We start from the raw sequence: 21,976 nt of genomic DNA, 5'->3' as shown, positions 1-21,976 counted from the left end.
AATTGATATTTACCTGGGTATAGTGGATCAAAACAATAAATATCCTCAGCAGGAAAAGGGATATATAAAGCTAAATAAAAATCACGCTTTTTTATGTGTTTCTATTCCCAAAAAAGAAAAGAATCTCGATAGAGGGTGCAAATTGAACTTCATCCACTTTATATAATTAAGTCAGTTTAACTTTATTAATAAAATCTCGGATTTCTTCAGCCACAATTCCCGTACAAGATTCCGGTAAATCATTGCCAGCATGAGCCACTAATTTAAAATCTACTTGAGGAATTAATTGTTTATAAGTTTGGCTTTGAAATACAGCATCAGAAGTATCTTGACCACCTTGCAAAATTAAAACTGGCACTTCAATTAAATGCAATTTATCTTGCAGTAACTCGGCTTTAATTTCTGCTGTCTGTCTTTGAAATAATAACTGACAAGCTGCGGGATATTTGAGTAAATGTTGACGTTGCTGTAAGTCTTGCTCGATTTTTTCGTGCCAACCGAATATTTTAATGATGGGTCTGATAAATTTGAAAAATTTCACTAATAACGGAGAAAATTCTAATAATTTGCGTCGTTGTTGCCAACGTTTTTCTTGTTTTTCTACTTCTACACCTTCTGGTGCTAATAATACTAAACCTTCCACTTGTTCTGGATATTTCAAAGCATAACTAGCTGCTATCCAACCACCTAAAGAATGACCAACTAAATATACTCTTTCCAGTCTTAAAGCTTGCAAAAGTTCAGCTATAGACTCTACTTGTAAATCTATCGAATGATGGATATTGGGCTTATCAGACTCTCCAAAGCCTAACAAGTCTGGTGCAAAACAATGGAAATTTTTTGCCAATTTTTCCATTACCGATGACCACTGGCTGCTATCGTTCCAAGCACCATGTAACAAAACGACCGGAATACCTTGACCAGCTTCGCTCCAGAATAACAATCCTTGGGACAGCTTTCTGCGGGAGTTACGTAATAGTGTATCCATCTTGTATATAAAAATTACATCATAGTTGATTGTAGTTTCTATATTGGATTTTGCAATTAAATCTCCCAGCGAAAATCTAAAGTATTGTTACGCCAGTGTTGTCAAGCCGTTTAAGTAGTCTTTTATCTGTCGGGAATGGTCATGGGACATTGGTTCACTCGGTAAAGCACTAGGTGAAAAAGCTTGGATTTCCATGACTTCTAACCCATCTTGAATTTCCATTTTCCCTTGTACTTCTGCTTCCACCACAACGCAAATCGAATGAATGCGAGGGTCTCTGTCTGGTGCAGAATAAACACCGACTAAACGTTTAATCTCTAATAACTCCAGTCCAGTTTCCTCTATCAATTCTCGACGGACTGTAGTGGGGATATCTTCTCCCCAGTCAACCATCCCACCGGGTAATGACCAAAGACCATTATCTCGCCGTCGAATTAAGACAATTCGACCATCAGGTAATATCGGAATAATACTTGTACCAGTAATAGGATGACGGAAGATAATACCTAATACTGTTTGTCCATAACGCCATAAACCGCGTGTAGACTGGACAACTGCTGCAAAAAAAGCCAGAACGTTCAAGCTGAAAATCTTGGTGTTATGTGTTTTTATTTCCTGCACTCGCATTCACTCAACTAGCTAATTATTGAGATTTGTTTCACACAAAGATGCTTGTGCTTTGGGATTTTATGCTCAGAGAATATTTGAAAAGTATTAGCTGATTTACTTAGTAATTGAATATACGTCTATATTTAGACTAACTTTCCTGCAACTTATGAGGAAGTACTTCAATCTACAATCCTTCAGTTAAGTCTTTTCCCATAGGAATGGCCGTAAGGCTTGGCTAACTGAAAACTATTGACTTATCACCGAGGTAAACTCAGAACATCAAGCAAAATACTAGATAATTTGCAAATATTATCTAAGAGTTTTTGTATGATAGCTTAATTTTAGCATTTAGTTAAAAGAAAGTTTTTGTATTTCTATATACATTATTTATTTCAGTAAATAAAGATAGATTTTATCTTAAAAATTCCCGGAATAGATATTTAAATTATAGAAAATAGTTGATTTACTTATTAAAGTAAAAGCCTAAAATAGCTCATGAATATTACTAATTTTTTACGAGCGATCGCCAGCTATTTTTACATAAAGTTATTCTAGAAATCTTCCATAAAAATTTCTCTAGGTTTATCCTGATAGTACATATAGATAAATTGATGAATATTTTTACTTTTCCCAATTATTTGATGTTTTGAACTTCCTGGCGTTAAAGAAATCCTCAAAAATTTATATTGACATGATTTCAATTAATACGATACAATTGTACGTTGTTCAAATAAAGTAGTTAGACTGTTAAACTAGGGGAAAATCATATCAATAGCATCAGCCTCATAGCTGATAATGCCTAAGAGATGCCTAGTTTATCTTTTTTTGTTGTTTATTAATGAGGTGAACATGGCAAAGCGCCGTAACCCGAAAAAAGAAAAGGCGCTACGGAACCAGGCATACGCCAGAAAGTTTCGTAAACGGACTACAACGGGAAGAATGCAAAGAAGGTTCCAGCAACGACCACCTAAGAGTGAGGAAGATGAGGGCGCAGCAGCAATTGACGCTGAGTAAGCCACCAGCTTAATTTCTGATTCTTTCAGTGATTCTAATTTTAAGGGCGTACGGATGTACGCTCTTATTTGTTTTTAAGTATGAAGGCAGTACAAGACTTTTAACCCTGTAACCTATTCTCTGATTTGATTGCGGGCGGTATGAATTGCCTTGTTAACTTGGGCAAAACCTGTACCACCGTAACTATTACGGGCGGCGACAACTGTTCGTGGTGCGATCGCATCATAAATATCTGCGGCGAATGCAGGATGTATTTGTTGCCATTCTTCTAATGTTAAGTCTTTGAGAAGTTTGCCCGCAGCAATACTAGTTTTGACGACTTTACCCACCAAATTATAAGCTTCACGGAAGGGAACACCTCTGGCGGCGAGATAATCTGCCACATCTGTAGCATTAGAAAAGTCTTCTGCAACAGCTTCGCCTAAACGCTGGCTACGAAATTCTAAACCTTCTCGCAGCAAAATTGTCATTGCTTCTAAACAAGCTTTGACTGTGTTAACCCCATCAAATAAACCTTCTTTGTCTTCTTGTAAATCTTTGTTATATGCCAAAGGCAAGCCTTTCATAATAACTAACATCCCCTGAAGATGACCAAAAACCCGCCCAGTTTTGCCGCGCACTAATTCTGGCACGTCGGGGTTCTTCTTTTGGGGCATAATGCTAGAACCAGTTGCACAGCTATCTTTGAGGGTGATGAAGCGAAATTCTTCCGAAGCCCAGAGAATAATTTCTTCTGAAAGGCGGCTGAGGTGAACCATAATCAAACTAGCCGCACACAAAAATTCGATCGCAAAATCGCGATCGCTCACTCCATCCAGGCTGTTAGCATAAACACTATCAAAATTTAACAACTCGGCTGTGTAATGGCGGTCAATAGGGAAAGTCGTTCCCGCCAACGCACCGCAACCCAAAGGTGAAATATTCACTCGGCGCGAAACATCTCCTAAGCGTTCCCAATCGCGCTGTGCCATTTCAAAGTAAGCCAAAAGGTGATGGGCTAAACTCAAGGGTTGAGCGCGTTGTAAATGGGTGTAACCAGGAATCAGGGTTTCAACGTTTTGTTCAGCGATATCTAGGATAACTCGTTGAAATTCCCGCAAGTAATTGCGAATTTGCTGAATTTGCTCGCGCAGATAAAGCCGAGTATCTGTACCTACTTGGTCATTGCGCGATCGCGCCGTATGTAACTTTTTACCAACATCGCCGACAATTTCCGTCAATCGCCGTTCCACAGCAAAATGTACATCTTCAGCATCAACTCCCGGCTGAAATTGTCCTTGGCGATATTCTTGGCGAATTTGTTCTAAACCTGAAACGAGTTGTTCGCCTTCTTCAGCAGAAATTATCCCCGTATGCGCCAACATTTTGGCATGAGCTTGGGAACCAGTCAGGTCGTATTCAATTAATTCAATATCAAAATTAATGCTGGCATTAAACAGAGCGATCGCCGGATGTAGCGCTGATTCAAATCGCTGGCTCCAAGTTTGTTGTTGCGTCATAAAAAAACGGGAATGGGAAGTAGGCAAATACTCTAATCCGTACTACCAACTCCCTATCAGTGTCAACCGTAGCTGGTGAGGTTACGAAATAGCCAACCAATCACCAAACCAATCAGCAACGCCCAAATTTGACCTGTTTGGACAAAATGATTCCAAGCTTTCTGCACCTGACCAATCAAATTAGGATCACTAACTTGTTGTGCCAGTACCATAGCATTCATCGGCAAATGCCAAAATAGCTGAAAAGTGAAATCGTTGAGGTAGTGCATACCGAATCCTCGTAAAGTCCTCTATGTCATAACCTCTATATGTATAAGATGTCCAGTATTTGGTTAATTTGATCCGGGGGAGATCAGCGATCGCTCTACCTGATATTTTGTCCCATTCTCAAGACTCTAACTTCTACTCCTCACTCAATTTCATAGCTGTCCGCAAAATTTGCCCCGCCAATACCGCTGCACCAAAACCGTTATCAATATTTACTACCCCAACACCAGCAGCACAAGAGTTAAGCATTGTCAATAGAGGTGCTAAACCACCAAAACTTGCACCGTAGCCAATACTAGTAGGAACAGCAATCACCGGACAATTTGCTAAACCTGCAACCACACTGGGTAAAGCACCTTCCATCCCAGCCACAACAATTAACACCGATGCTGATTCAATCAAGTGACGATTACTCAGCAAACGGTGAATACCAGCCACCCCCACATCCCAAAGTCGCTGCACACGAAAACCTGAAAGTTCCGCTGTGATTGCGGCTTCTTCCGCTACAGGTAAATCAGCAGTCCCAGCAGAGAGAATACCAATTTCGCCTGGGAACTGTGGTTCGATAGTTTCGGGAGTAATAGCGCAAATTCTTGCCAATTCGTAGTATTGCAAACCGCGCACTTTTGATTGCAGTACCGCATAAACTGATGGTTCAATGCGAGTTGCCATGACTACTGGGTTACGTTGGCGCATCACCTCAATAATTTGGGCAATTTGTTCAGGAGTTTTACCTGGCCCCCAAATTACTTCCGGGAAACCAGTTCTCAGGGCGCGATGGTTGTCGATTTTAGCAAACTCACCCACAGGTTCATAGGCTAAGTTTTTGAGAGAGTTTAAGGCTATATCTGGGGTAACTTTACCATTGGCAACTGCTTCCAAGAGCGATCGCAAATTCTGATCATTTGTCATTGGTCATTTGTCATTTGTCCATAGTCCATAGTACATAGTCAAGACGATCATTTTCAGCTTTGACTATTTTGTAATTTTGATTTCGTAAATGTTCCAGAATGCACCATTCAAAGCAGAATAGTTAATGCCTTCAAAGCGATTACGTACTGCTGTCATAGCTAAGGGATTCACCAAATAAATAAAAGGCAGATTTTCTTGGGTAATTTGTTGAGTTTTGCCATAAATTTGTTTAACTTTGGCCTCATCAAATTCTTGAGTAGCTTGAATGTAAAGTTTAGCGATTTCTGTTTCCCAAGGAGACACTTCCCAACCCTCAATTGGTTTTTGACCAGGTTGAGGTTTTTGATTAAACATGTGTAATCCGCCTTCAGGAGACCAAACATTTGCTCCATCATTTGGTTCTAAACCACCTGTCAAACCAAGTAAAGAAGCTTCCCAGTCTAAAGTATTAGATAGTTTATCTGTATAGGTATTCCAGGCAATGGGAGTAAAATCAACCTGCATCCCAATTTTAGCCAAATCTTGTTTAATCTGCGCTCCCATTGCTTCCCGGATTTTGTTACCAGAATTAGTCAGTAAAGTAAAGCGTACACGATTACCTTCAGCATCTAGTAATTGCCCTTGTTGATTATATTTAAATCCCGCTTTGATGAGTAATTGCTTGGCTTTTTCTATATCAAAATTATAAGTCTTTAGTCCTTCTTCCGGTGAAAGATAATAGGGACTCTGCACTGTAACAGGTGAGTTTTGTGGTTTACCCAAACCGCGAAAAGTATTATTAATCATTGTTTGACGGTCAATAGCATAAGCAACCGCCTGACGAAATTCTACTGTATTAAACCAACGTGATTTTATTGGGTCTACTAGTTGTTTGCCGTTCCTTTTACCCTTATTTAAATTAAACAGAATAAAGCTAGTACCAGTTGAAGGTTCATTACCATAAATTTTGAAATTTCCCTGTTTTTCTTGTACCTTGAGTAGAGAAAAGTAATCAGGTGAAATACCTATCGTATCTAAACCACCAGACCGAAATTGCAGCAAAGACGTATCAGTATTTTCGACAATTTGCCAAACTAAGCGTTCAATATAAGGCTGGGAGTTACCTTGATTATCTTTACGCCAATAATAAGGATTACGACGAAAAACCACACGCTGACTAGTGTCATAACGCTCAAGTTTGTAAGGGCCATTAACGATAATTTCTTCAGCAGGACTATCAACACCCCACTTTGCCAAAAATATCGGCTTTCCTTCACTGTCTTTTTGTTGCACATATTTTTGCAAAGCGTGGGCAGGTAATATGGGAGTACCTGTATTTAACAGAAAAGGTCTAAAGGGTTCTGGCAAAGTAAATTCTATTCGTCGTTCATCTATTTTGCGAACAGTAGGTAGTTTTCGACTAACACCAATTCTAAAAGCATCTCTGACATCTGTGGGAATGGCTTCATTGAAATAAACATTATTGTAAGTAAATACAACATCATCTGCTGTAAGTGGCTGACCATCAGACCATTTCAACCCATCACGCAAAGTAAAAGTAAACTTCAATTTATCTTCAGAAATTTGCCAAGATTCCGCTAATCTTGGTTCAACTTTGCCAGTCAGCGGGTTTTGGTCAACTAAGCCTTCATAAGTCAAGCCAAAAATGTTGGGTGATTCTTGACTCAAAGGAAAATTAAATGTTTTGGGATCACTCAGAATACTACTTACTACTTGAGGTATTTGTGCCGCCGAACTTTTAAAGTTGCTAGGGTTACAAGCAGCAACAGTCATTGCTGTCAATGCAGATAAAATTATGAGTATCCAAGAATGTTTAATTTTAGGCAAGTTATATTTAAAAAGTTGCATAGTTTTGAAATGCAAAAAGATTTACTGTTGCACTGAATAATATCTGGTTTACTTCTATAGTCGCCATATTCAAATGCTGGATTAATCAGCAGTTACGAGTAAGACTACAGCATAAGCACAAATGCCTTCTTCTCTGCCGACTGGGCCGAGTTTTTCATTGGTGGTAGCTTTGATGCCAATTTGATTGGGTTGTAATTCTAAAACTGTGGCCAGCTTACTACGCATTTTTTCGATATGCGGTTTTAATTTTGGGCGTTCAGCAACTACTACGGAGTCAATGTTGCCTATCTGCCAACCTTGTTCCTTAATTAGCTGATGTACTTGAGTTAAAAGTATCAAACTATCTGCGCCTGCCCATTGGGGATCAGTGGGGGGAAAATAATGGCCAATGTCACCCAAGGATAAAGCCCCCAACATAGCATCCATAATGGCGTGGGTTAAGACATCAGCGTCACTGTGTCCGAGTAAACCCAATTCGTGGGGAATTTGAATGCCACCCAAAATTAAAGCGCGATCGCTCACTAATCTGTGAATATCGTAGCCGTTACCAATTCTGATATTAGTCATTTGTCCTTGGTCAATAGTCATTTGTTAATGGTCATTTGTTTTTTCCTTCTCCTGCTCTCCCGGCTCCCCTGCTCCCCAGCCCCCCAGCCTCTTCTCCTCTTGCCATTTTTTGAGTAAATCGGGACGGCGATCGCCCGTGCGTTTAATTTGTTGTTCATAACGCCAATGGGCGATCGCGGCGTGATTCCCAGAAAGTAAAACATCTGGTACTTTCCAGCCGCGAAAATTCGCTGGACGAGTATATTGAGGATAATCTAGTAAACCCTCTTCAAAACTTTCAGCTTTCAGAGACTCTACCTTACCCACAGTTCCCGGTAACAAGCGCACCACACCATTAATTAAAGCCATTGCTGGAATTTCGCCACCCGTGAGAATAAAATCTCCCAAAGAGACTTCTCGCGTCACCAAATGTTGCACTCGCTCATCTACCCCTTCATAATGTCCACAGATAACTACTAGTTGGTCATAATTACCTGCCAATTCCCGCAACAGAGGTTGGTCGATGGTTTGACCTTGGGGACTCATCAAAATTATCTCTCTGCGAGGTAAACAGGGTAGCGACTCCACCGCACCAAAAATTGGTTCTGGCTTCATCAGCATTCCCACCCCACCCCCGTAGGGTTCATCATCTACCTTGCGGTGTTTGTCATTGGTAAAGTCTCTGGGATTGACTAAATTCACTTGGGCAATTTGTTTGGCTAAAGCTTTACCCAACAGCCCAGAACTGAGAACTGAGGTAAAACAATCAGGAAAAAGCGTAACTATATCAAAGCGCACAGTAATTCGTATTCGAGAACACTAATCTTAAAATTGAATGTCTAGTAAACACAAGAAGCAAATGTAGGTTACAACTACAGATAAGCTTAATCAATAGTATCTAAAAGTACTAGAACTATTGATTTTTAGTGGCAACCAAAGTTTTTCTAATTACTTAATTTATGTTTAAATATTGTGACAACTACATTTAAATTAATAATCTGACGAAAGTTAACAACTTCCAGGATGTATTGAGCCAGACCTAAAAACAGCGTGTTAAGACCTGCTCACACCCAATCCCAGAAAGGAAACTTAGTTCCCAAATTCTCCCAGGAACCCTAGCTCCCAATCAATCTTCTGCCAGTCTGGAACCGTGAACAGGTGAACAACAAGGCGCTGGCTTTGAGGAAAGGCAATAGACACATGAAAAATCAAAACTTCATGTGCCTCAAGCGAGAAGCCAAGTTGGCAGAAATTGCCCCTTGCAACTTCCAAAAAGTGTCCTCTTAAGAAAGCAAAATGCCCAAAGCATTAGGATACTGAACCTTGTTAAATTCACACGCCATTTGCTATGTGCCGGGAAACCCTTTCGGCAGTCGCTCATGGGGAAAACCCCCAAGACTGCGCTGCCGACGCTCCTGCGTCGCTAACGCTACGCTAACACCAACGCAATGGCTCCTGAAGTTGTTGACAGGAGAGACAAAATGCAGCAATTAAAAGCTAAATCGCTGGAAATGAGGACACCCCAAGCAACTAAAACCGCTGTTATGGTCATCGGAGGCGCTGAAGATAAAGTTCATGGGCGCGAAATCCTAAGAACTTTTTTCGGTCGTGCTGGTGCTAGTAAGGCTTATATTACAATTGTTCCATCAGCCTCCCGCGAACCCGCTATCATCGGTGGTCGGTATATTCGCATTTTTGAGGAGATGGGTGCTGAAAAAGTTGAAATTTTAGATATTCGTGAGCGGGAACAATGCGAATCCTCCCAGATCAAGGCATCTCTAGAGGCGTGTAGCGGGGTATTTCTGACAGGAGGAGACCAACTACGCCTTTGTGGCGTATTGGCAGACACACCAGCGATGGAAATTATTCGTCAGCGGGTAAGAGGCGGACAGTTAACCTTAGCAGGTACTAGTGCTGGTGCGGCAGTAATGGGGCATCACATGATTGCTGGTGGCGGTAGTGGCGAAACACCAAATCGCTCTTTAGTCGACATGGCAACGGGTTTAGGATTTATTCCTGAAGTCATTGTCGATCAACACTTCCACAACCGTAATCGGATGGGTCGTCTGCTGAGTGCGATCGCCTCTCATCCAGACAGACTGGGAATCGGTATCGATGAAGATACCTGTGCTGTATTTGAACGCGATGGTTGGCTACAAGTCATGGGCAAAGGCAGTGTCACCATTGTCGATCCCACTGAACTGACCCACACCAATGAACCCCATGTTGGTGCTAATGAACCATTGACATTGCATAACTTACGTCTGCATATCCTCAGCTATGGCGATCGTTTTCACCTGTACCAGCGGACTGTATTGCCTGCGGTACACAGGATCTCCAGCTGACGGGATAGAGTATCCGAGGTTACACTGAGTTGATCGCGTATATTTCTAGCGATAGAAAAAATTAACGGAATACCATGTAAACAGAAAAAACTGTTTACCATGAACAGTTTAGCGATCAAATCCAGTAAGAAACTAGAATTTTGGTTCCGAATCTCCATCTACCTATTCCCATGAGAATCCTCAAGATCCAGACCTTACGCGGCCCAAACTACTGGAGCATTCGACGCCACAAACTGATCGTCATGCGCCTCGATTTAGAGAACCTTGCCGAGACACCCTCAAATGAAATCCCTGGATTTTATGAAGGATTAGTTGAGGCGTTGCCAAGTCTGGAGGGTCACTATTGTTCGCCTGGCTGTCATGGTGGTTTTCTAATGCGGGTACGAGAAGGTACCATGATGGGTCATATTGTAGAACACGTAGCCTTAGAACTCCAGGAACTAGCTGGAATGCACGTAGGCTTCGGTCGCACCCGTGAAACTTCCACCCCCGGCGTTTATCAGGTAGTCATTGAGTACCTGAACGAGGAAGCAGGACGCTATGCTGGCAGAGCAGCTGTTAGGCTGTGTCAAAGCATTGTCGATCGCGGCCGCTATCCCAAGGCAGAACTAGAACAAGATATCCAAGACCTGAAAGACTTTTGGCGTGACGCTTCTTTAGGCCCTTCTACAGAAGCAATTATCAAAGAAGCAGAAAAAAGAGGCATTCCCTGGATGCAGCTGGGAGCGCGTTTTTTGATTCAGCTGGGCTACGGCGTGAACCAAAAACGGATGCAGGCAACCATGACGGATAAAACCGGCATTCTGGGAGTGGAACTAGCTTGTGATAAAGAAGCGACAAAGCGCATCTTAGCCGCAGCTGGTGTCCCAGTACCTAGAGGTACTGTCATTAACTTTTTGGATGATTTGGAAGAAGCGATTGAATACGTTGGTGGCTATCCCATCGTGATTAAGCCACTAGACGGTAATCATGGACGTGGCATCACCATTGATATTAGAAATTGGGAAGAAGCAGAAGCAGCCTATGAAGCTGCTAGACAAGTTTCCCGATCAATAATTGTTGAGCGGTATTATGTTGGACGCGATCATCGAGTACTCGTGGTAGATGGCAAAGTAGTGGCCGTAGCCGAACGTGTGCCTGCTCATGTCGTTGGTGATGGTAGATCCACGATCGCCGAATTAATTGAAGAAACCAACAAAGACCCAAATCGTGGTGACGGACACGATAAAGTTCTCACCAAAATTGAACTAGACCGCACTAGCTACCAATTACTAGAAAGGCAAGGTCACACCCTCAATAGTGTGCTACAGAAGGGAACTATTTGTTACCTTCGAGCTACCGCCAATCTAAGTACAGGTGGCATTGCTGTAGACCGGACTGACGAAATCCATCCGGAAACCATTTGGATGGCGCAAAGGGTAGTTAGGACTATTGGGTTAGATATTGCTGGCTTAGATGTCGTAACTACAGATATTAGCCGCCCCTTGCGAGAAGTTGATGGCGTAATCGTGGAAGTCAACGCTGCGCCTGGTTTTCGGATGCACGTTGCCCCCAGTTCTGGGATTCCTCGCAACGTTGCTGGTGCAGTGATGGATATGCTGTTCCCCAATGAACAGTCTAGCCGGATTCCCCTTCTCAGCATCACAGGTACAAATGGTAAAACTACCACAACCCGATTGCTGGCACATATTTATAAACAAACGGGTAAAGTAGTCGGCTATACAACTACAGATGGAACTTATATCGGTGATTACTTAGTAGAAGCGGGAGACAACACAGGCCCGCAAAGCGCTCATCTCATCCTGCAAGACCCAACTGTAGAAGTAGCTGTATTAGAAAGCGCTCGTGGTGGCATCTTACGTTCCGGCTTAGGGTTTGAAGCAGCAAATGTCGGTATAGTGCTGAATGTAGCGGCCGACCATTTAGGTATAGGTGATATTGATACCATCGATCAATTAGCCAACCTCAAGAGTGTAGTTGCCGAAGCCATATATCCTGATGGCTATGCCGTACTCAATGCTGATGATCGCCGCGTGGCCGCAATGGCAGAAAAAACCAAGGCAAACATTGCCTACTTCACCATGAACCCAGACTCAGAATTAGTCCGCAAGCACATTCAACAGGGTGGAGTAGCCGCAGTTTACGAAAACGGTTATCTGTCAATTGTCAAAGGCGATTGGACACACCGCATCGAAAGGGCAGAACAAATACCATTGACAATGGGTGGACGCGCGCCGTTTATGATTGCCAATGCCTTAGCCGCCAGCTTGGCAGCCTTTGTGCAGAACGTCACCATTGAACAAATTCGCGCTGGTTTAAGGACATTCCGCGCTTCTGTAAGTCAAACACCAGGAAGGATGAACCTATTCAACTTAGGCACCTTCCACGCCTTAGTAGACTACGCCCACAACCCAGCCAGTTACGAAGCCGTAGGTGCATTTGTGCGTAACTGGAACACCGGACAGCGGATTGGTGTAGTTGGTGGCCCTGGCGATCGCCGTGACGAAGACTTTGTTACCTTGGGTAAACTAGCCGCAGATATTTTCGACTACATCATCGTCAAAGAAGATGATGACACGCGCGGTAGACCACGGGGATCAGCTTCGCAATTGATTATGAAGGGGATTACTCAAGTTAAACCCGATGCCCGTTGCGAAGTCATCATGGACGAAACCCAAGCCATTAACAAAGGTTTGGATATGGCTCCTGAAAACGGCCTAGTGGTAATTTTGCCAGAGAGCGTGAGCCGCGCGATTAAGTTAATTAAAGTACGTGGTTTAGTTAAGGAGGAAGTTCCTCTACAAAATACTCCTACAACCACAGAAAATCAAAATCAAAATGGGGTGTCACCTTCCTCGGTGATCAACACATTGTTGTAACCAAAAGACAATAATTCATTTTTCTGCAATAAAGGCGCGAGAAGTCTCGCGCCTTTATATTTTTACCGAATTTATTGGTTTATGAAAATCGCACTGTTTCATCTCCCCGGCTTCTTGGGGAAGTCGGGGATCTTGTCGTTCACTCATGAATTACGAATTACGAATTTGTATTGACTAGTCCTGTTCTTTTTCCGAACTCTTTTCATCATTAGGAGTGTTCAGTTCTTCCTTAAAACCCCTTAGCGTCTTGCCTAGTGCATTTCCTAGTTCAGGAATTTTTTTAGGGCCAAAAATGAGCAGGGCGACTATAGCAATTACACCAACTTCTGGCCATCCTAGTCCAAACATATACAGTTCCTCTATGTTATTTTTATTTTTTAATTGGCTATTCTAGATTAAGAGTCTTGATCAATTTCTTGAGGATATTGCACTTGCAATTACAATTAACACTAAATATATAGCATTCTTAAATCATAGGTGAATAAAAATATTTCTGACTTATCGCAGAAGTTGGGTATCTAACATTCTCGCTCTTTCTTGCTTATATTCATCCCAAGATATATTATCGTTAATTTTTGAGTCTACGATTTCAGCACAAGCATATCTCCTATCTTCTTCATCTTCTAGCAGTTCTAAAACTTTTTCTAGAGTACTTTCAGGAGTCATGTTTAAATGTGCTTGAATCAGTTCCAGTAAAGATTGTCTTTTATTTGAATTTTCCATATTTCACATCTCTCAATATGAGCCAGTTTATTTATTGGTGCTGAATTGGTATATTTAACCAATCACTTAATTCATTGGCTAACCATAATAGTTCAACTTCTGATAAAACTATATCTGTGTTACCAGTAAGCGGATATTTTTTTACTCCAACCCAGATATCTAATTGTGCTGGCACAGTAGTTCGATTACCTTCTGCGTCTTTAATAAAATGCTGGGGAATATAAACTAACTTAGTGATATTTTCTCTTGGTGATGGTTTAGTCCGATGAAATGTCAAACCTAACAAATTCCGGTGGAAGCTAACTTGCTCATGATCTATACGTAATCGCAGACTGCCAAATAACCCAAAGACTACGCCCCAAATCATCACAAAGCCAGCACTCCAAAAAGGCAGTGAGAACAGAACAAAGGGAACATTGATTGGAAAAGGTACGGCGATCGCATTTATCGTCCAAAATAAAATAAATGAATTCCAAGCGATCGCAAATGCCGCTGTAAATAGCATTGATGGTTTAAAACCACTGACTGGAATAGTAATTTCTAACACATCCCAATTCTTAATTAATTGAATTTTGCTCCCAGCAGGTTTGGAAACATCAATGGTTAGATTATTAGAAACCCAGTTATTTCCATCCCAATACCAATAACCCCTAATCCAGTCTGACAGGTTAATTTGTGCTGGTTGGGGTTTTTGTAAAAGTTTTGGATGTTCCAAAGCTGCAAGTGCTGCATTTGCCGAAATCAAGCGTCTATCTAAACTGGGTTCAGTCATCCACTTTAACCACCGAGTCAAACTCGAATCAAGATTAACTCCTGACTCAAACTGAATCCGAAAATCTTTTTGGGGTAAATCAGCCGGGTGAGTTCCCGTAACTAAATAAATTAAAGTTGCACCTAAGCTATAAATGTCAGATGCAGGTACAGTACGTCCACCAAATTGTTCTGGTGGCATATAACCGTAAGTACCTACTACCGTTCGTGTTCCGCCTTCAGCAGCCAGAACAGTTTGCACCGAACCAAAATCGACTAAATATACTTGACCGACACTATTACCAGAACGCTCTCCCAATAAAATATTGCTAGGCTTAAGATCACGATGAATCACAGGTGGATTTAAACCGTGTAGATAAGTCAAAATTTCTAAAACTGCTGTAGCTATCTGTTTAACTTCAACTTCTGTAAAACTCCGCCCAGATTTTAAATATTGCTCTAAAGTTTGGGCTGGGATATAAGTTTGTACTAAAGCAAATCCTTTAATGGTAGGTGAATTTACCTCAAAATAGTCTAAATAACGAGGAATAGCAGGATGTGACAAAGATTTTAAAGTTTCGGCTTCACGCTCAAATAACTTGAGATCATCCCATTCAAAGTCACTGCTAAAAGAGAGTAACTTAATGATGACTAATGCTTGAGTTGTTAAATCACGAGCAACAAAAGTCCGCCGCCCTGCCTTTTTTCCTAACTGCTGTTGAATTTCGTAGCGATCGCCTAATATTTGCTCAGGGATCATGATTACTTATGACGCTACATCGCAAAAATTTTTATAGTTTATGGTTTATCCAATCAGACAAACCAATATCTTTAGTATAAATGTGTGTCTCTATGCCTTCCCAACATTGGCCTTATGTTACCCCTGGTATACCCGACGATTTATTCGAGCAATTACCAGGAATTCCCTTCAGCCAGCGAGAAGTGCGGCTGTTGTTAATTGCTCAACTCCGACTCAAACCTGATTCTGTATTTTGGGATATTGGTGCGGGAACTGGTACTATCCCGGTAGAAGTTGGCTTATTGTGTCCCCAAGGCAAGATTATTGCTGTAGAACGAGATGAAGAAGTAGCCAACCTAATCAAGCGTAACTGCGATCGCTTTGATGTCAAAAATGTGGAAGTTCTGGAAGGTAGCGCTCCAGAATGTTTACATGACATTAAGACAGTACCTCATCGCGTTTGCATTGAAGGTGGACGAGCCATCCAGGAGATTTTACAAGCAGTGTGGGATTATTTGCCACCATCAGGGCGAGTCGTCGCTACAGCTAGTAATCTAGAGAGCCTGTATGCTATTTCTCAAAGCTTTTCGCAGTTACGAGCAGTAAATATCGAAGTTGTTCAGTCTGCTGTTAATCGCCTGGAGACGCGAGGTTTTTCTCAGACTTTTACAGCAGTTGATCCCATTTTTATCCTCAGTGGTGAGAAACTAGACTAAATCTAATAGATTTTAGATTTTAGATTTTAAATTTTAGATTGGGGATGATGTGATGGGTAATTACCAATTTTCCATACCTAATCTTTAATACATAATTTCTAATCTAAAATCCAAAATCCAAAATCCAAAATACTTTCTATGCCTTGGTCTCGAATTATTAGTGGAATTATTGCGATCGCTCTTGCTTTGGTAGCCACCCTGTTAGGCGGTTGGTATTTCACCATTGTGATTGCGGTCAGCATCTTTTTGGGTCAACTGGAATATTTTAATTTAGTACAGGCTAGAGGCATTGTCCCTGCTGCGAAAACTACTTTATTTGTCAGCCAAGCCTTGCTGATCATCTGTACAATGGACGGCAGTTTAGCTGATGCTGTGTTACCTCTGGGTGGAACTTTCATTTGTTTTTATCTGCTATTTCAGCCAAAAATGGCGACAATCGCTGACATTTCCGCTTCAATTATGGGACTATTTTATGTAGCTTATCTGTCAAGCTACTGGGTAAGACTCCGCGGGATTGGCAGTGCAGCAGTTAGCAATATTCCCTTACAAGGTTACTGGCCTAATTCTTGGAATGAGATTTTAGACCCAAAAAATTTATTTGCTTTACCGCCAGGGTTCACACTCACAATACTGGCGTTCTTATGTATTTGGGCAGCAGATATCGGTGCTTACGTAGTTGGCAAATTCTTCGGTAAAACTCGCTTGTCAGACATTAGCCCGAAAAAAACTGTGGAAGGCGCAGCCTTTGGCATTGCAGCCAGCGTTGCTGTTGCTATAGCAGGAGCTTATTATCTTCAGTTACCCAAATTTCTCTTCACAGGCGCAGCGTTGGGTTTACTGATTGGTATTGCTAGTTTGTTAGGCGATTTAACTGAATCGATGCTGAAGCGCGATGCTGGGGTAAAAGATTCCGGACAACTGATCCCCGGTCATGGCGGAATTTTAGACCGCACCGACAGTTACATTTTTACAGCCCCATTAGTTTACTACTTCGTCACATTGTTATTGCCGTTGATTAAGTGAAGGTAGGAGGCAGGAGGTATGAAGAATTTCATACTTCACACTTCATACTTTATACTTCCTACGGATTCACATTAATCTTGCCACGACAAATTAATTGAGCCGGGATCACGCTGAGTTCTTGGATTTCCACATCAGAACCTAAATCTAGATGGTAATCTTCGTTACCTGCAACTAATGGCGCACCATTTTCTAAAACTTGAATCTGTGATAACCGTAATTTTTGGTTACTCACTAAATTTAAATTTAAAGATATTTCCAGAGGTGTATTGTCACTGGGACATGTTAGTATAGCAGCCAGAATTATTCGATGATTCTCCAAAATAATTTTTTCCCAAGCTATTTGCTTGGATTTTAGGCAGTGTTCTGGTAAAAGTTTAACCAGTACTTCATTTAAAGCAGTCGATAATAGTTCGGATGAGACGGAACTGTTGAGATCTTTCTCATCTACGATTAGTTCGCCAACCACTGGTACTGTTGCCAACAGTCGTAAGGGCTGGCCTTTAAGTACTGCGCCTATGTTGACCTGAATATTCTCCGCTACGAGTTGAATTCGTGTAATATGGAGGCCTTGATAGACTGCATCGTTTGCAGAAATAGAAACCCAAGGAATACGACCAGAGAGAAGTTGGCGATCGCTCGCTTTAATATCCACCTCTAACTGGGATACATGACTCACTTGCGCTCTTAACCAGAGTTTGACTGCGGTTGTGAGGACATTTGTGATAATTCGTATTTTATTTGCACCTTTTGCTTGGGAATTTTTTTCAGGCATGGAAATATTTTGTTGATGAGTTATAGCACATCAACTAACTAAACTGAAACAAGCTTTAAATGTAACATTTATGGCGATTCAGTACAAAATGCAAATATTATTATTATTTAAAGGTTGAATAAAGAATAAGTAATTTCAACATGGAGGTTAGGTTACAAAAGGCTCTGTCTCAGTTAGGTATTGCCTCACGGCGAGAAGCGGAAGAAATGATTCGGCAATCGCGTGTGCAGGTAAATGGGGTATCAGCAAATTTAGGTCAAAAAGTTGACCCACAAAAAGATGCGATCGCTATTGATGGCAAATTAATTTCTGCCGCAGAACGTCCGCCTTTAATATATTTGCTGCTACACAAACCACCAGGAGTAGTTTCGACTTGCGATGATCCTCAAGGCAGAAAAACTGTTTTAGATTTACTACCCAAGGAGTTACGTACAGGTTTAGGAATTCATCCTGTTGGTCGTCTAGATGCAGAGTCTACAGGCGCAATAATTCTCACAAACGATGGAGAACTCACATTTGGACTCACCCATCCAAGTCATAGTATTGCAAAAACTTATCGTGTTTTGGTCAAAGGCCATCCTTCACAAGCAGTAATCGAAAAGTGGTCTCAGGGTGTGATGTTAGATGGAAGAAAAACGCTGCCTGCTCAAGTAAATCTTATAGAAAGTTTTGCGACAAATAGCTGTTTAGAAATAGTTTTAAAGGAGGGCAGAAATCGCCAAATTCGTCGCGTAGCCGAGATTTTGGGACATCCAGTTATTAAATTACATAGAACTGCTATAGGCGCGATTAAATTAAAAAACCCCAAAGAGACCTTTTTACGTGAAGGTCAATATCGTTCTCTAAAAGATGAAGAAATTCGCTTTTTGCTAAAGAGCATTAAGCACAAAACTATTAAAGACTCAGCTGAGGTAAGGAGCGTAGCAAAAGCATGAAGTGGTTTAAGGTAAAAAGAAAAAATAATCAGCAGCCAACACTGACTCTAGAAGAACAACGAGCCGAAAAGCTGAAAGAATTGGGCGCTCAACTTTGGGCGGCGCGTCAAGAGAGGAGTTTGTCTCTAGAAGAAATGATGGTGATTACTAAAATTTCGCGGCGATTATTGCAGGCGATTGAAGAAGGTAATCTCGAAGATTTGCCAGAACCAGTTTATATTCAAGGCTTTATTCGGCAATATGCTGATGCGTTAGGTTTTAACGGTGCAGAATTTGCGAAGGCTTTTCCTGTGACTGCTATGGCGGTTGCTACCACAGCACCTGTTTCTGTGAATCGGTCGATGAAACTACTACGACCAGTTCATCTTTACTTGCTGTACATCTTTGTAATTATTTGCTCTGTTAGCAGTTTGTCTAAAGTATTAAACAGCGCTGAATTTAGTGCTGATAATAATCAGTCGCAACCAGAAGCTGTTTCACAGCCTGCACCTAATTCAGACAAGGAGAATACAACAGCCCAGTCTGTGAGCGATAATCAAGACAATCAAACTGTACAGATTGGTGTCACCTTGAAGGCAGCATCTTGGATTCGTGTAATTGCTGATGGTAAAACCGAATTTGAGGGGGTTTTACCAGAGGGAAGCCATCGTGTTTGGAAAGCGCAAGAGCAACTAACAGTAAAAACTGATAATGCTGGTAGCGTGATGATGAGCGTTAATCAAGAAGAAGCCAAGCAAATGGGAGAACCTGGGAAACCAGAAGAAGTGAAGATTGCTGCGGCCAAGCCTCAATCTTAATCACGATGAGGGAGCGAAGAGGCTGGGGAGATGAGGTGCAGGGAGCAAGGGGGAAATATTCTCTCCCTTGCTCCCTGCCCCCTGCCCTATTTCCCTCATTTTTGTTTAGGAGCGCGGCCGTATAATTGGGTGAGAGTTTTTAAGCGATCGCCTACTTCTTTAGTCAATACGTCTGAGTGATAGCGCCAGCCCCAATTACCTTCAGCCACACTGGGGAAATTCATCCGCGCGTCGGTTCCTAAGCCTAAAACATCTTGCAAGGGAATAATTGCTTGATTAGCAACGGAACTTAAAGCCAGGCGAATTAAATCCCAATGCACGCCTTCAGGACTAATACAACCTAAATAAAGTAAAAAGTTGCGTTTTTCGTAATCATTGGCTTTGTCAAACCAGCCCACTGTTGTGTCATTATCATGGGTTCCGGTATAAACTACAAAATTCTGCGAGTAGTTAAATGGTAAAAATGGATTACCGGGATCAGAACCAAAGGCGAACTGTAATACCTTCATCCCCGGAAATTCATATTTGTCCCGTAGCGCTTCTACCTCTGGCGTAATTACTCCTAAATCTTCAGCTAATACAGGTAGTTTACCTAGCGCTTCTTTAATTGCATCAAACAATTCTTCCCCAGGCGCTTTCACCCACTCCCCATTAATCGCAGTTTCTTCACCTTGGGGAACAGCCCAATAAGCTTCAAATCCTCTAAAGTGGTCAATGCGAATCACATCTAAATAATCCAGCATCGCTTCAAAGCGACCTATCCACCACTTAAAATTCTGTTTTTGCAATTCTTCCCAGTTGTACACCGGGTTGCCCCACAATTGACCAGTAGCACTAAAATAATCTGGTGGAACTCCCGCCATCAGTTTCGGTTCTCTGGTTTCTTCATCCAGACAAAAGATATCGGGATGCGACCACACGTCAGAACTATCTTGCGCTACATAAATCGGAATATCGCCAATAATTTGAATGCCACTCATATTGGCATAAGCTTTGAGTTCCGACCACTCACGGAAAAATTCAAATTGGATGAATTTGTAATAAAAAATTTCCGCATTTAACTGCTGTTTTGCTTGCTCAATTGCGGCTGGTGCGCGCTTGACTAGTTCTGGTTCCCAAGTATGCCAGCTTGCCCCGTCATTGGCATCTTTCAGTGCCATAAATAAGGCATAATCATCTAACCAATAAGCTTTGCTGTTACAAAAACCTGCAAATTCAGTTTGTTGTAGAGGTGTTGCTTGGTTTTGAAAATTTTTGCAGGCTTTTTTGAGCAGTTGAGTTTTAATAGCTGTAACTTTGTCGTAGTCTACCTGAGAATTGTTAAATTCTGGCAGGTTAGCAAAGTCTTCGTCAGAGAGTAAACCTTGTTCTTGGAGCTTTTCGGGACTAATGATGAAGGGATTACCCGCCATTGCGGAATAAGCTGCGTAAGGAGAATTACCATAACCAGTTGGCCCTAAAGGCAAAACTTGCCAATATTGCTGGTAACTTTCTCTGAGAAAATTAATAAACTTATAGGCTTCTAAGCCTAAATCACCAATACCAAATCGGCTGGGGAATGAGGTAGGATGCAGCAAAATGCCGCTGGATCTGGGAAAAGGCATATTTATTTAATTTCAAGTATAAGTCTGAAGGACACGCTGGGCGATCGCATTGAATCTACCACAGAACAGGAGGTTTATCTTTTGTCCTTGGTCATTTGTCATTTGTCCCTGGTTAATGATCTAATGACTAATGACTAATGACTAATGACTAATGACTATGAATTACCGTAATCCTGCTCCGACGGTTGATATCATCATCGAATTAATTGACCAACCACATCGGCCAATAGTGTTAATTGAAAGGCTTAATTCCCCATTTGGTTGGGCAATTCCCGGTGGTTTTGTTGACTATGGCGAACCAGTGGAAGTCGCCGCAAAGCGGGAAGCTGAAGAGGAAACAAGTTTGCAGGTGGAGTTGATTGAGCAATTTTTGGTATATTCTGACCCCAGCCGCGACCCCCGTCAGCATACGATTAGCATTGTATTTTTGGCGACAGCAACGGGGGAGCCAAAGGCGGGAGATGATGCTAAGGGTATAGGCATTTTTGAGTCTTGGCGTGTGCCGAGTAATTTATGTTTTGATCATGACCGTATTCTGCAAGATTATTGGCGTTATCGGCATTATGGTATACGTCCACGGTTAGGGATTTAGAAACGAACCGCAAAGAACGCAAAGAGCGCGAAGAAGGAATACTGGTGACACAGAATCTTAGAGATTATACTGTGTCAGTTGTATTCAATGATGCATTATGGATGCTGAGGAATTGTTGGAGAGATATGCCGCAGGCGAAAGACAATTTCGTGATGGAAATCGCCAAGGTATAGACCTTCAAGGTGCAGATTTAAGTGAAATAGATTTATTTAGATCAAATTGGAATGGTGCGGACTTGAGCGAAGCAGTCCTAACTAAAGCACATCTTAGTAGTACAAGCCTCAGTAGAGCATCGCTAATCAATGCAAATTTGACTGGAATAGCAGGTTCTTCAATAAATCTTAGTTTGGCAGACTTAAGTGGTGCGGACTTAAGTTGTGCAAATTTAAGTAACCCTCTTCTGTCACTTTCCGGATAT

The 21,976-nt window shown here is 41.7% G+C and carries 22 protein-coding genes; 9 read left to right on the top strand and 13 right to left on the bottom strand.

The features are described 5' to 3' along the window. Positions 1-166: 166 nt before the first annotated feature. On the bottom strand, positions 167-988 hold the full coding sequence (locus tag NCWK1_RS23880) for an alpha/beta fold hydrolase (RefSeq protein WP_096578995.1): 822 nt from the start codon (positions 986-988) through the stop codon (positions 167-169). A gap of 87 nt (positions 989-1,075) precedes the next feature. Continuing rightward, entirely contained in the window at positions 1,076-1,570 is a 495-nt protein-coding gene (locus NCWK1_RS23875) for an NUDIX hydrolase (protein WP_096585115.1), read from the bottom strand. Positions 1,571-2,446: 876 nt separating this feature from the next. Here NCWK1_RS23875 and NCWK1_RS29740 point away from each other — a divergent pair. Beyond that, a complete protein-coding gene (locus NCWK1_RS29740; RefSeq protein WP_009457656.1) occupies positions 2,447-2,611 on the top strand; it encodes a hypothetical protein in 165 nt (54 codons plus the stop codon). 113 nt (positions 2,612-2,724) lie between these two features. Here NCWK1_RS29740 and argH read toward each other — a convergent pair whose 3' ends face one another. The 6 genes from argH to trmD form a co-directional block, all read right to left on the bottom strand. After that, positions 2,725-4,110 (bottom strand): argininosuccinate lyase, encoded by a 1,386-nt coding sequence (gene argH / locus NCWK1_RS23865; protein WP_096578999.1) that lies wholly within the window; start codon positions 4,108-4,110, stop codon positions 2,725-2,727. Positions 4,111-4,172: 62 nt separating this feature from the next. Further along, positions 4,173-4,379, bottom strand: a complete 207-nt coding sequence (locus NCWK1_RS23860; protein ID WP_103126421.1) for a hypothetical protein — start codon at positions 4,377-4,379, stop codon at positions 4,173-4,175. Positions 4,380-4,512: 133 nt separating this feature from the next. After that, positions 4,513-5,289 (bottom strand): nickel pincer cofactor biosynthesis protein LarB, encoded by a 777-nt coding sequence (gene larB / locus NCWK1_RS23855; protein ID WP_103126420.1) that lies wholly within the window; start codon positions 5,287-5,289, stop codon positions 4,513-4,515. 63 nt (positions 5,290-5,352) lie between these two features. Beyond that, positions 5,353-7,137, bottom strand: a complete 1,785-nt coding sequence (locus NCWK1_RS23850) for an ABC transporter substrate-binding protein (protein WP_103126419.1) — start codon at positions 7,135-7,137, stop codon at positions 5,353-5,355. Positions 7,138-7,218: 81 nt separating this feature from the next. Continuing rightward, positions 7,219-7,725: a 2-C-methyl-D-erythritol 2,4-cyclodiphosphate synthase gene (gene ispF / locus NCWK1_RS23845; protein ID WP_422730883.1), complete on the bottom strand. Its 507-nt coding sequence runs from the start codon at positions 7,723-7,725 to the stop codon at positions 7,219-7,221. 3 nt (positions 7,726-7,728) lie between these two features. Next, positions 7,729-8,481: a tRNA (guanosine(37)-N1)-methyltransferase TrmD gene (trmD, locus tag NCWK1_RS23840; RefSeq protein ID WP_103126418.1), complete on the bottom strand. Its 753-nt coding sequence runs from the start codon at positions 8,479-8,481 to the stop codon at positions 7,729-7,731. A 683-nt stretch (positions 8,482-9,164) separates the two neighbouring features. Here trmD and NCWK1_RS23835 point away from each other — a divergent pair. Then, positions 9,165-10,028 carry a cyanophycinase gene (locus tag NCWK1_RS23835; protein WP_096585118.1) on the top strand — a complete coding sequence of 288 codons (864 nt, stop codon included), beginning with the start codon at positions 9,165-9,167 and terminating at the stop codon, positions 10,026-10,028. A 170-nt stretch (positions 10,029-10,198) separates the two neighbouring features. Beyond that, complete coding sequence (gene cphA / locus NCWK1_RS23830; RefSeq protein ID WP_103126417.1) at positions 10,199-12,907, top strand: cyanophycin synthetase; 2,709 nt, start codon at positions 10,199-10,201, stop codon at positions 12,905-12,907. A gap of 174 nt (positions 12,908-13,081) precedes the next feature. Here the strand turns inward: cphA and tatA are convergent, their stop codons facing one another. The 3 genes from tatA to NCWK1_RS23815 all read right to left on the bottom strand — a co-directional run bounded on the left by tatA (position 13,082) and on the right by NCWK1_RS23815 (position 15,140). Beyond that, positions 13,082-13,255, bottom strand: coding sequence for a twin-arginine translocase TatA/TatE family subunit (gene tatA, locus NCWK1_RS23825; protein ID WP_096579014.1), 174 nt, complete (start codon positions 13,253-13,255; stop codon positions 13,082-13,084). A gap of 150 nt (positions 13,256-13,405) precedes the next feature. After that, the gene (locus NCWK1_RS23820; protein WP_103126416.1) at positions 13,406-13,630 is read right to left on the bottom strand and encodes a hypothetical protein; all 225 of its coding nucleotides are present in this window, start codon (positions 13,628-13,630) and stop codon (positions 13,406-13,408) included. A gap of 31 nt (positions 13,631-13,661) precedes the next feature. Next, positions 13,662-15,140 carry a serine/threonine protein kinase gene (locus tag NCWK1_RS23815; RefSeq protein ID WP_187308232.1) on the bottom strand — a complete coding sequence of 493 codons (1,479 nt, stop codon included), beginning with the start codon at positions 15,138-15,140 and terminating at the stop codon, positions 13,662-13,664. 92 nt (positions 15,141-15,232) lie between these two features. Here NCWK1_RS23815 and cbiT point away from each other — a divergent pair, with 92 nt between their 5' ends. Both cbiT and NCWK1_RS23805 read left to right on the top strand, forming a co-directional pair. Further along, a complete protein-coding gene (cbiT, locus tag NCWK1_RS23810) occupies positions 15,233-15,835 on the top strand; it encodes a precorrin-6Y C5,15-methyltransferase subunit CbiT (RefSeq protein ID WP_103126415.1) in 603 nt (200 codons plus the stop codon). A 138-nt stretch (positions 15,836-15,973) separates the two neighbouring features. Then, positions 15,974-16,858 carry a phosphatidate cytidylyltransferase gene (locus tag NCWK1_RS23805; protein WP_103126414.1) on the top strand — a complete coding sequence of 295 codons (885 nt, stop codon included), beginning with the start codon at positions 15,974-15,976 and terminating at the stop codon, positions 16,856-16,858. A 58-nt stretch (positions 16,859-16,916) separates the two neighbouring features. Here the strand turns inward: NCWK1_RS23805 and NCWK1_RS23800 are convergent, their stop codons facing one another. Beyond that, positions 16,917-17,630 (bottom strand): LmeA family phospholipid-binding protein, encoded by a 714-nt coding sequence (locus NCWK1_RS23800; protein WP_103126413.1) that lies wholly within the window; start codon positions 17,628-17,630, stop codon positions 16,917-16,919. A 140-nt stretch (positions 17,631-17,770) separates the two neighbouring features. Here NCWK1_RS23800 and NCWK1_RS23795 point away from each other — a divergent pair, with 140 nt between their 5' ends. Together NCWK1_RS23795 and NCWK1_RS23790 are read left to right on the top strand one after the other, a co-directional pair. Then, positions 17,771-18,565: a pseudouridine synthase gene (locus NCWK1_RS23795; protein WP_103126412.1), complete on the top strand. Its 795-nt coding sequence runs from the start codon at positions 17,771-17,773 to the stop codon at positions 18,563-18,565. After that, positions 18,562-19,362 (top strand): helix-turn-helix domain-containing protein, encoded by an 801-nt coding sequence (locus tag NCWK1_RS23790; RefSeq protein WP_103126411.1) that lies wholly within the window; start codon positions 18,562-18,564, stop codon positions 19,360-19,362. Before NCWK1_RS23795 ends, NCWK1_RS23790 begins: the two co-directional genes overlap by 4 nt. Positions 19,363-19,457: 95 nt before the next feature. Here NCWK1_RS23790 and malQ read toward each other — a convergent pair whose 3' ends face one another. Beyond that, on the bottom strand, positions 19,458-20,966 hold the full coding sequence (malQ, locus tag NCWK1_RS23785; protein ID WP_103126410.1) for a 4-alpha-glucanotransferase: 1,509 nt from the start codon (positions 20,964-20,966) through the stop codon (positions 19,458-19,460). Between the two features lie 157 nt (positions 20,967-21,123). Between malQ and NCWK1_RS23780 the strand changes: the two genes are divergently transcribed. Both NCWK1_RS23780 and NCWK1_RS23775 read left to right on the top strand, forming a co-directional pair. After that, positions 21,124-21,558, top strand: coding sequence for an NUDIX domain-containing protein (locus NCWK1_RS23780; RefSeq protein ID WP_103126409.1), 435 nt, complete (start codon positions 21,124-21,126; stop codon positions 21,556-21,558). 97 nt (positions 21,559-21,655) lie between these two features. After that, on the top strand, positions 21,656-21,976 hold a 321-nt coding region (locus NCWK1_RS23775), incomplete at its 3' end, for a pentapeptide repeat-containing protein (RefSeq protein WP_146034032.1).

Origin of the sequence: Nostoc cycadae WK-1 (assembly GCF_002897135.1) — a bacterium.
GTDB lineage: Bacteria > Cyanobacteriota > Cyanobacteriia > Cyanobacteriales > Nostocaceae > Nostoc_B.
This window is presented reverse-complemented; position numbering and strand designations above follow the sequence as displayed.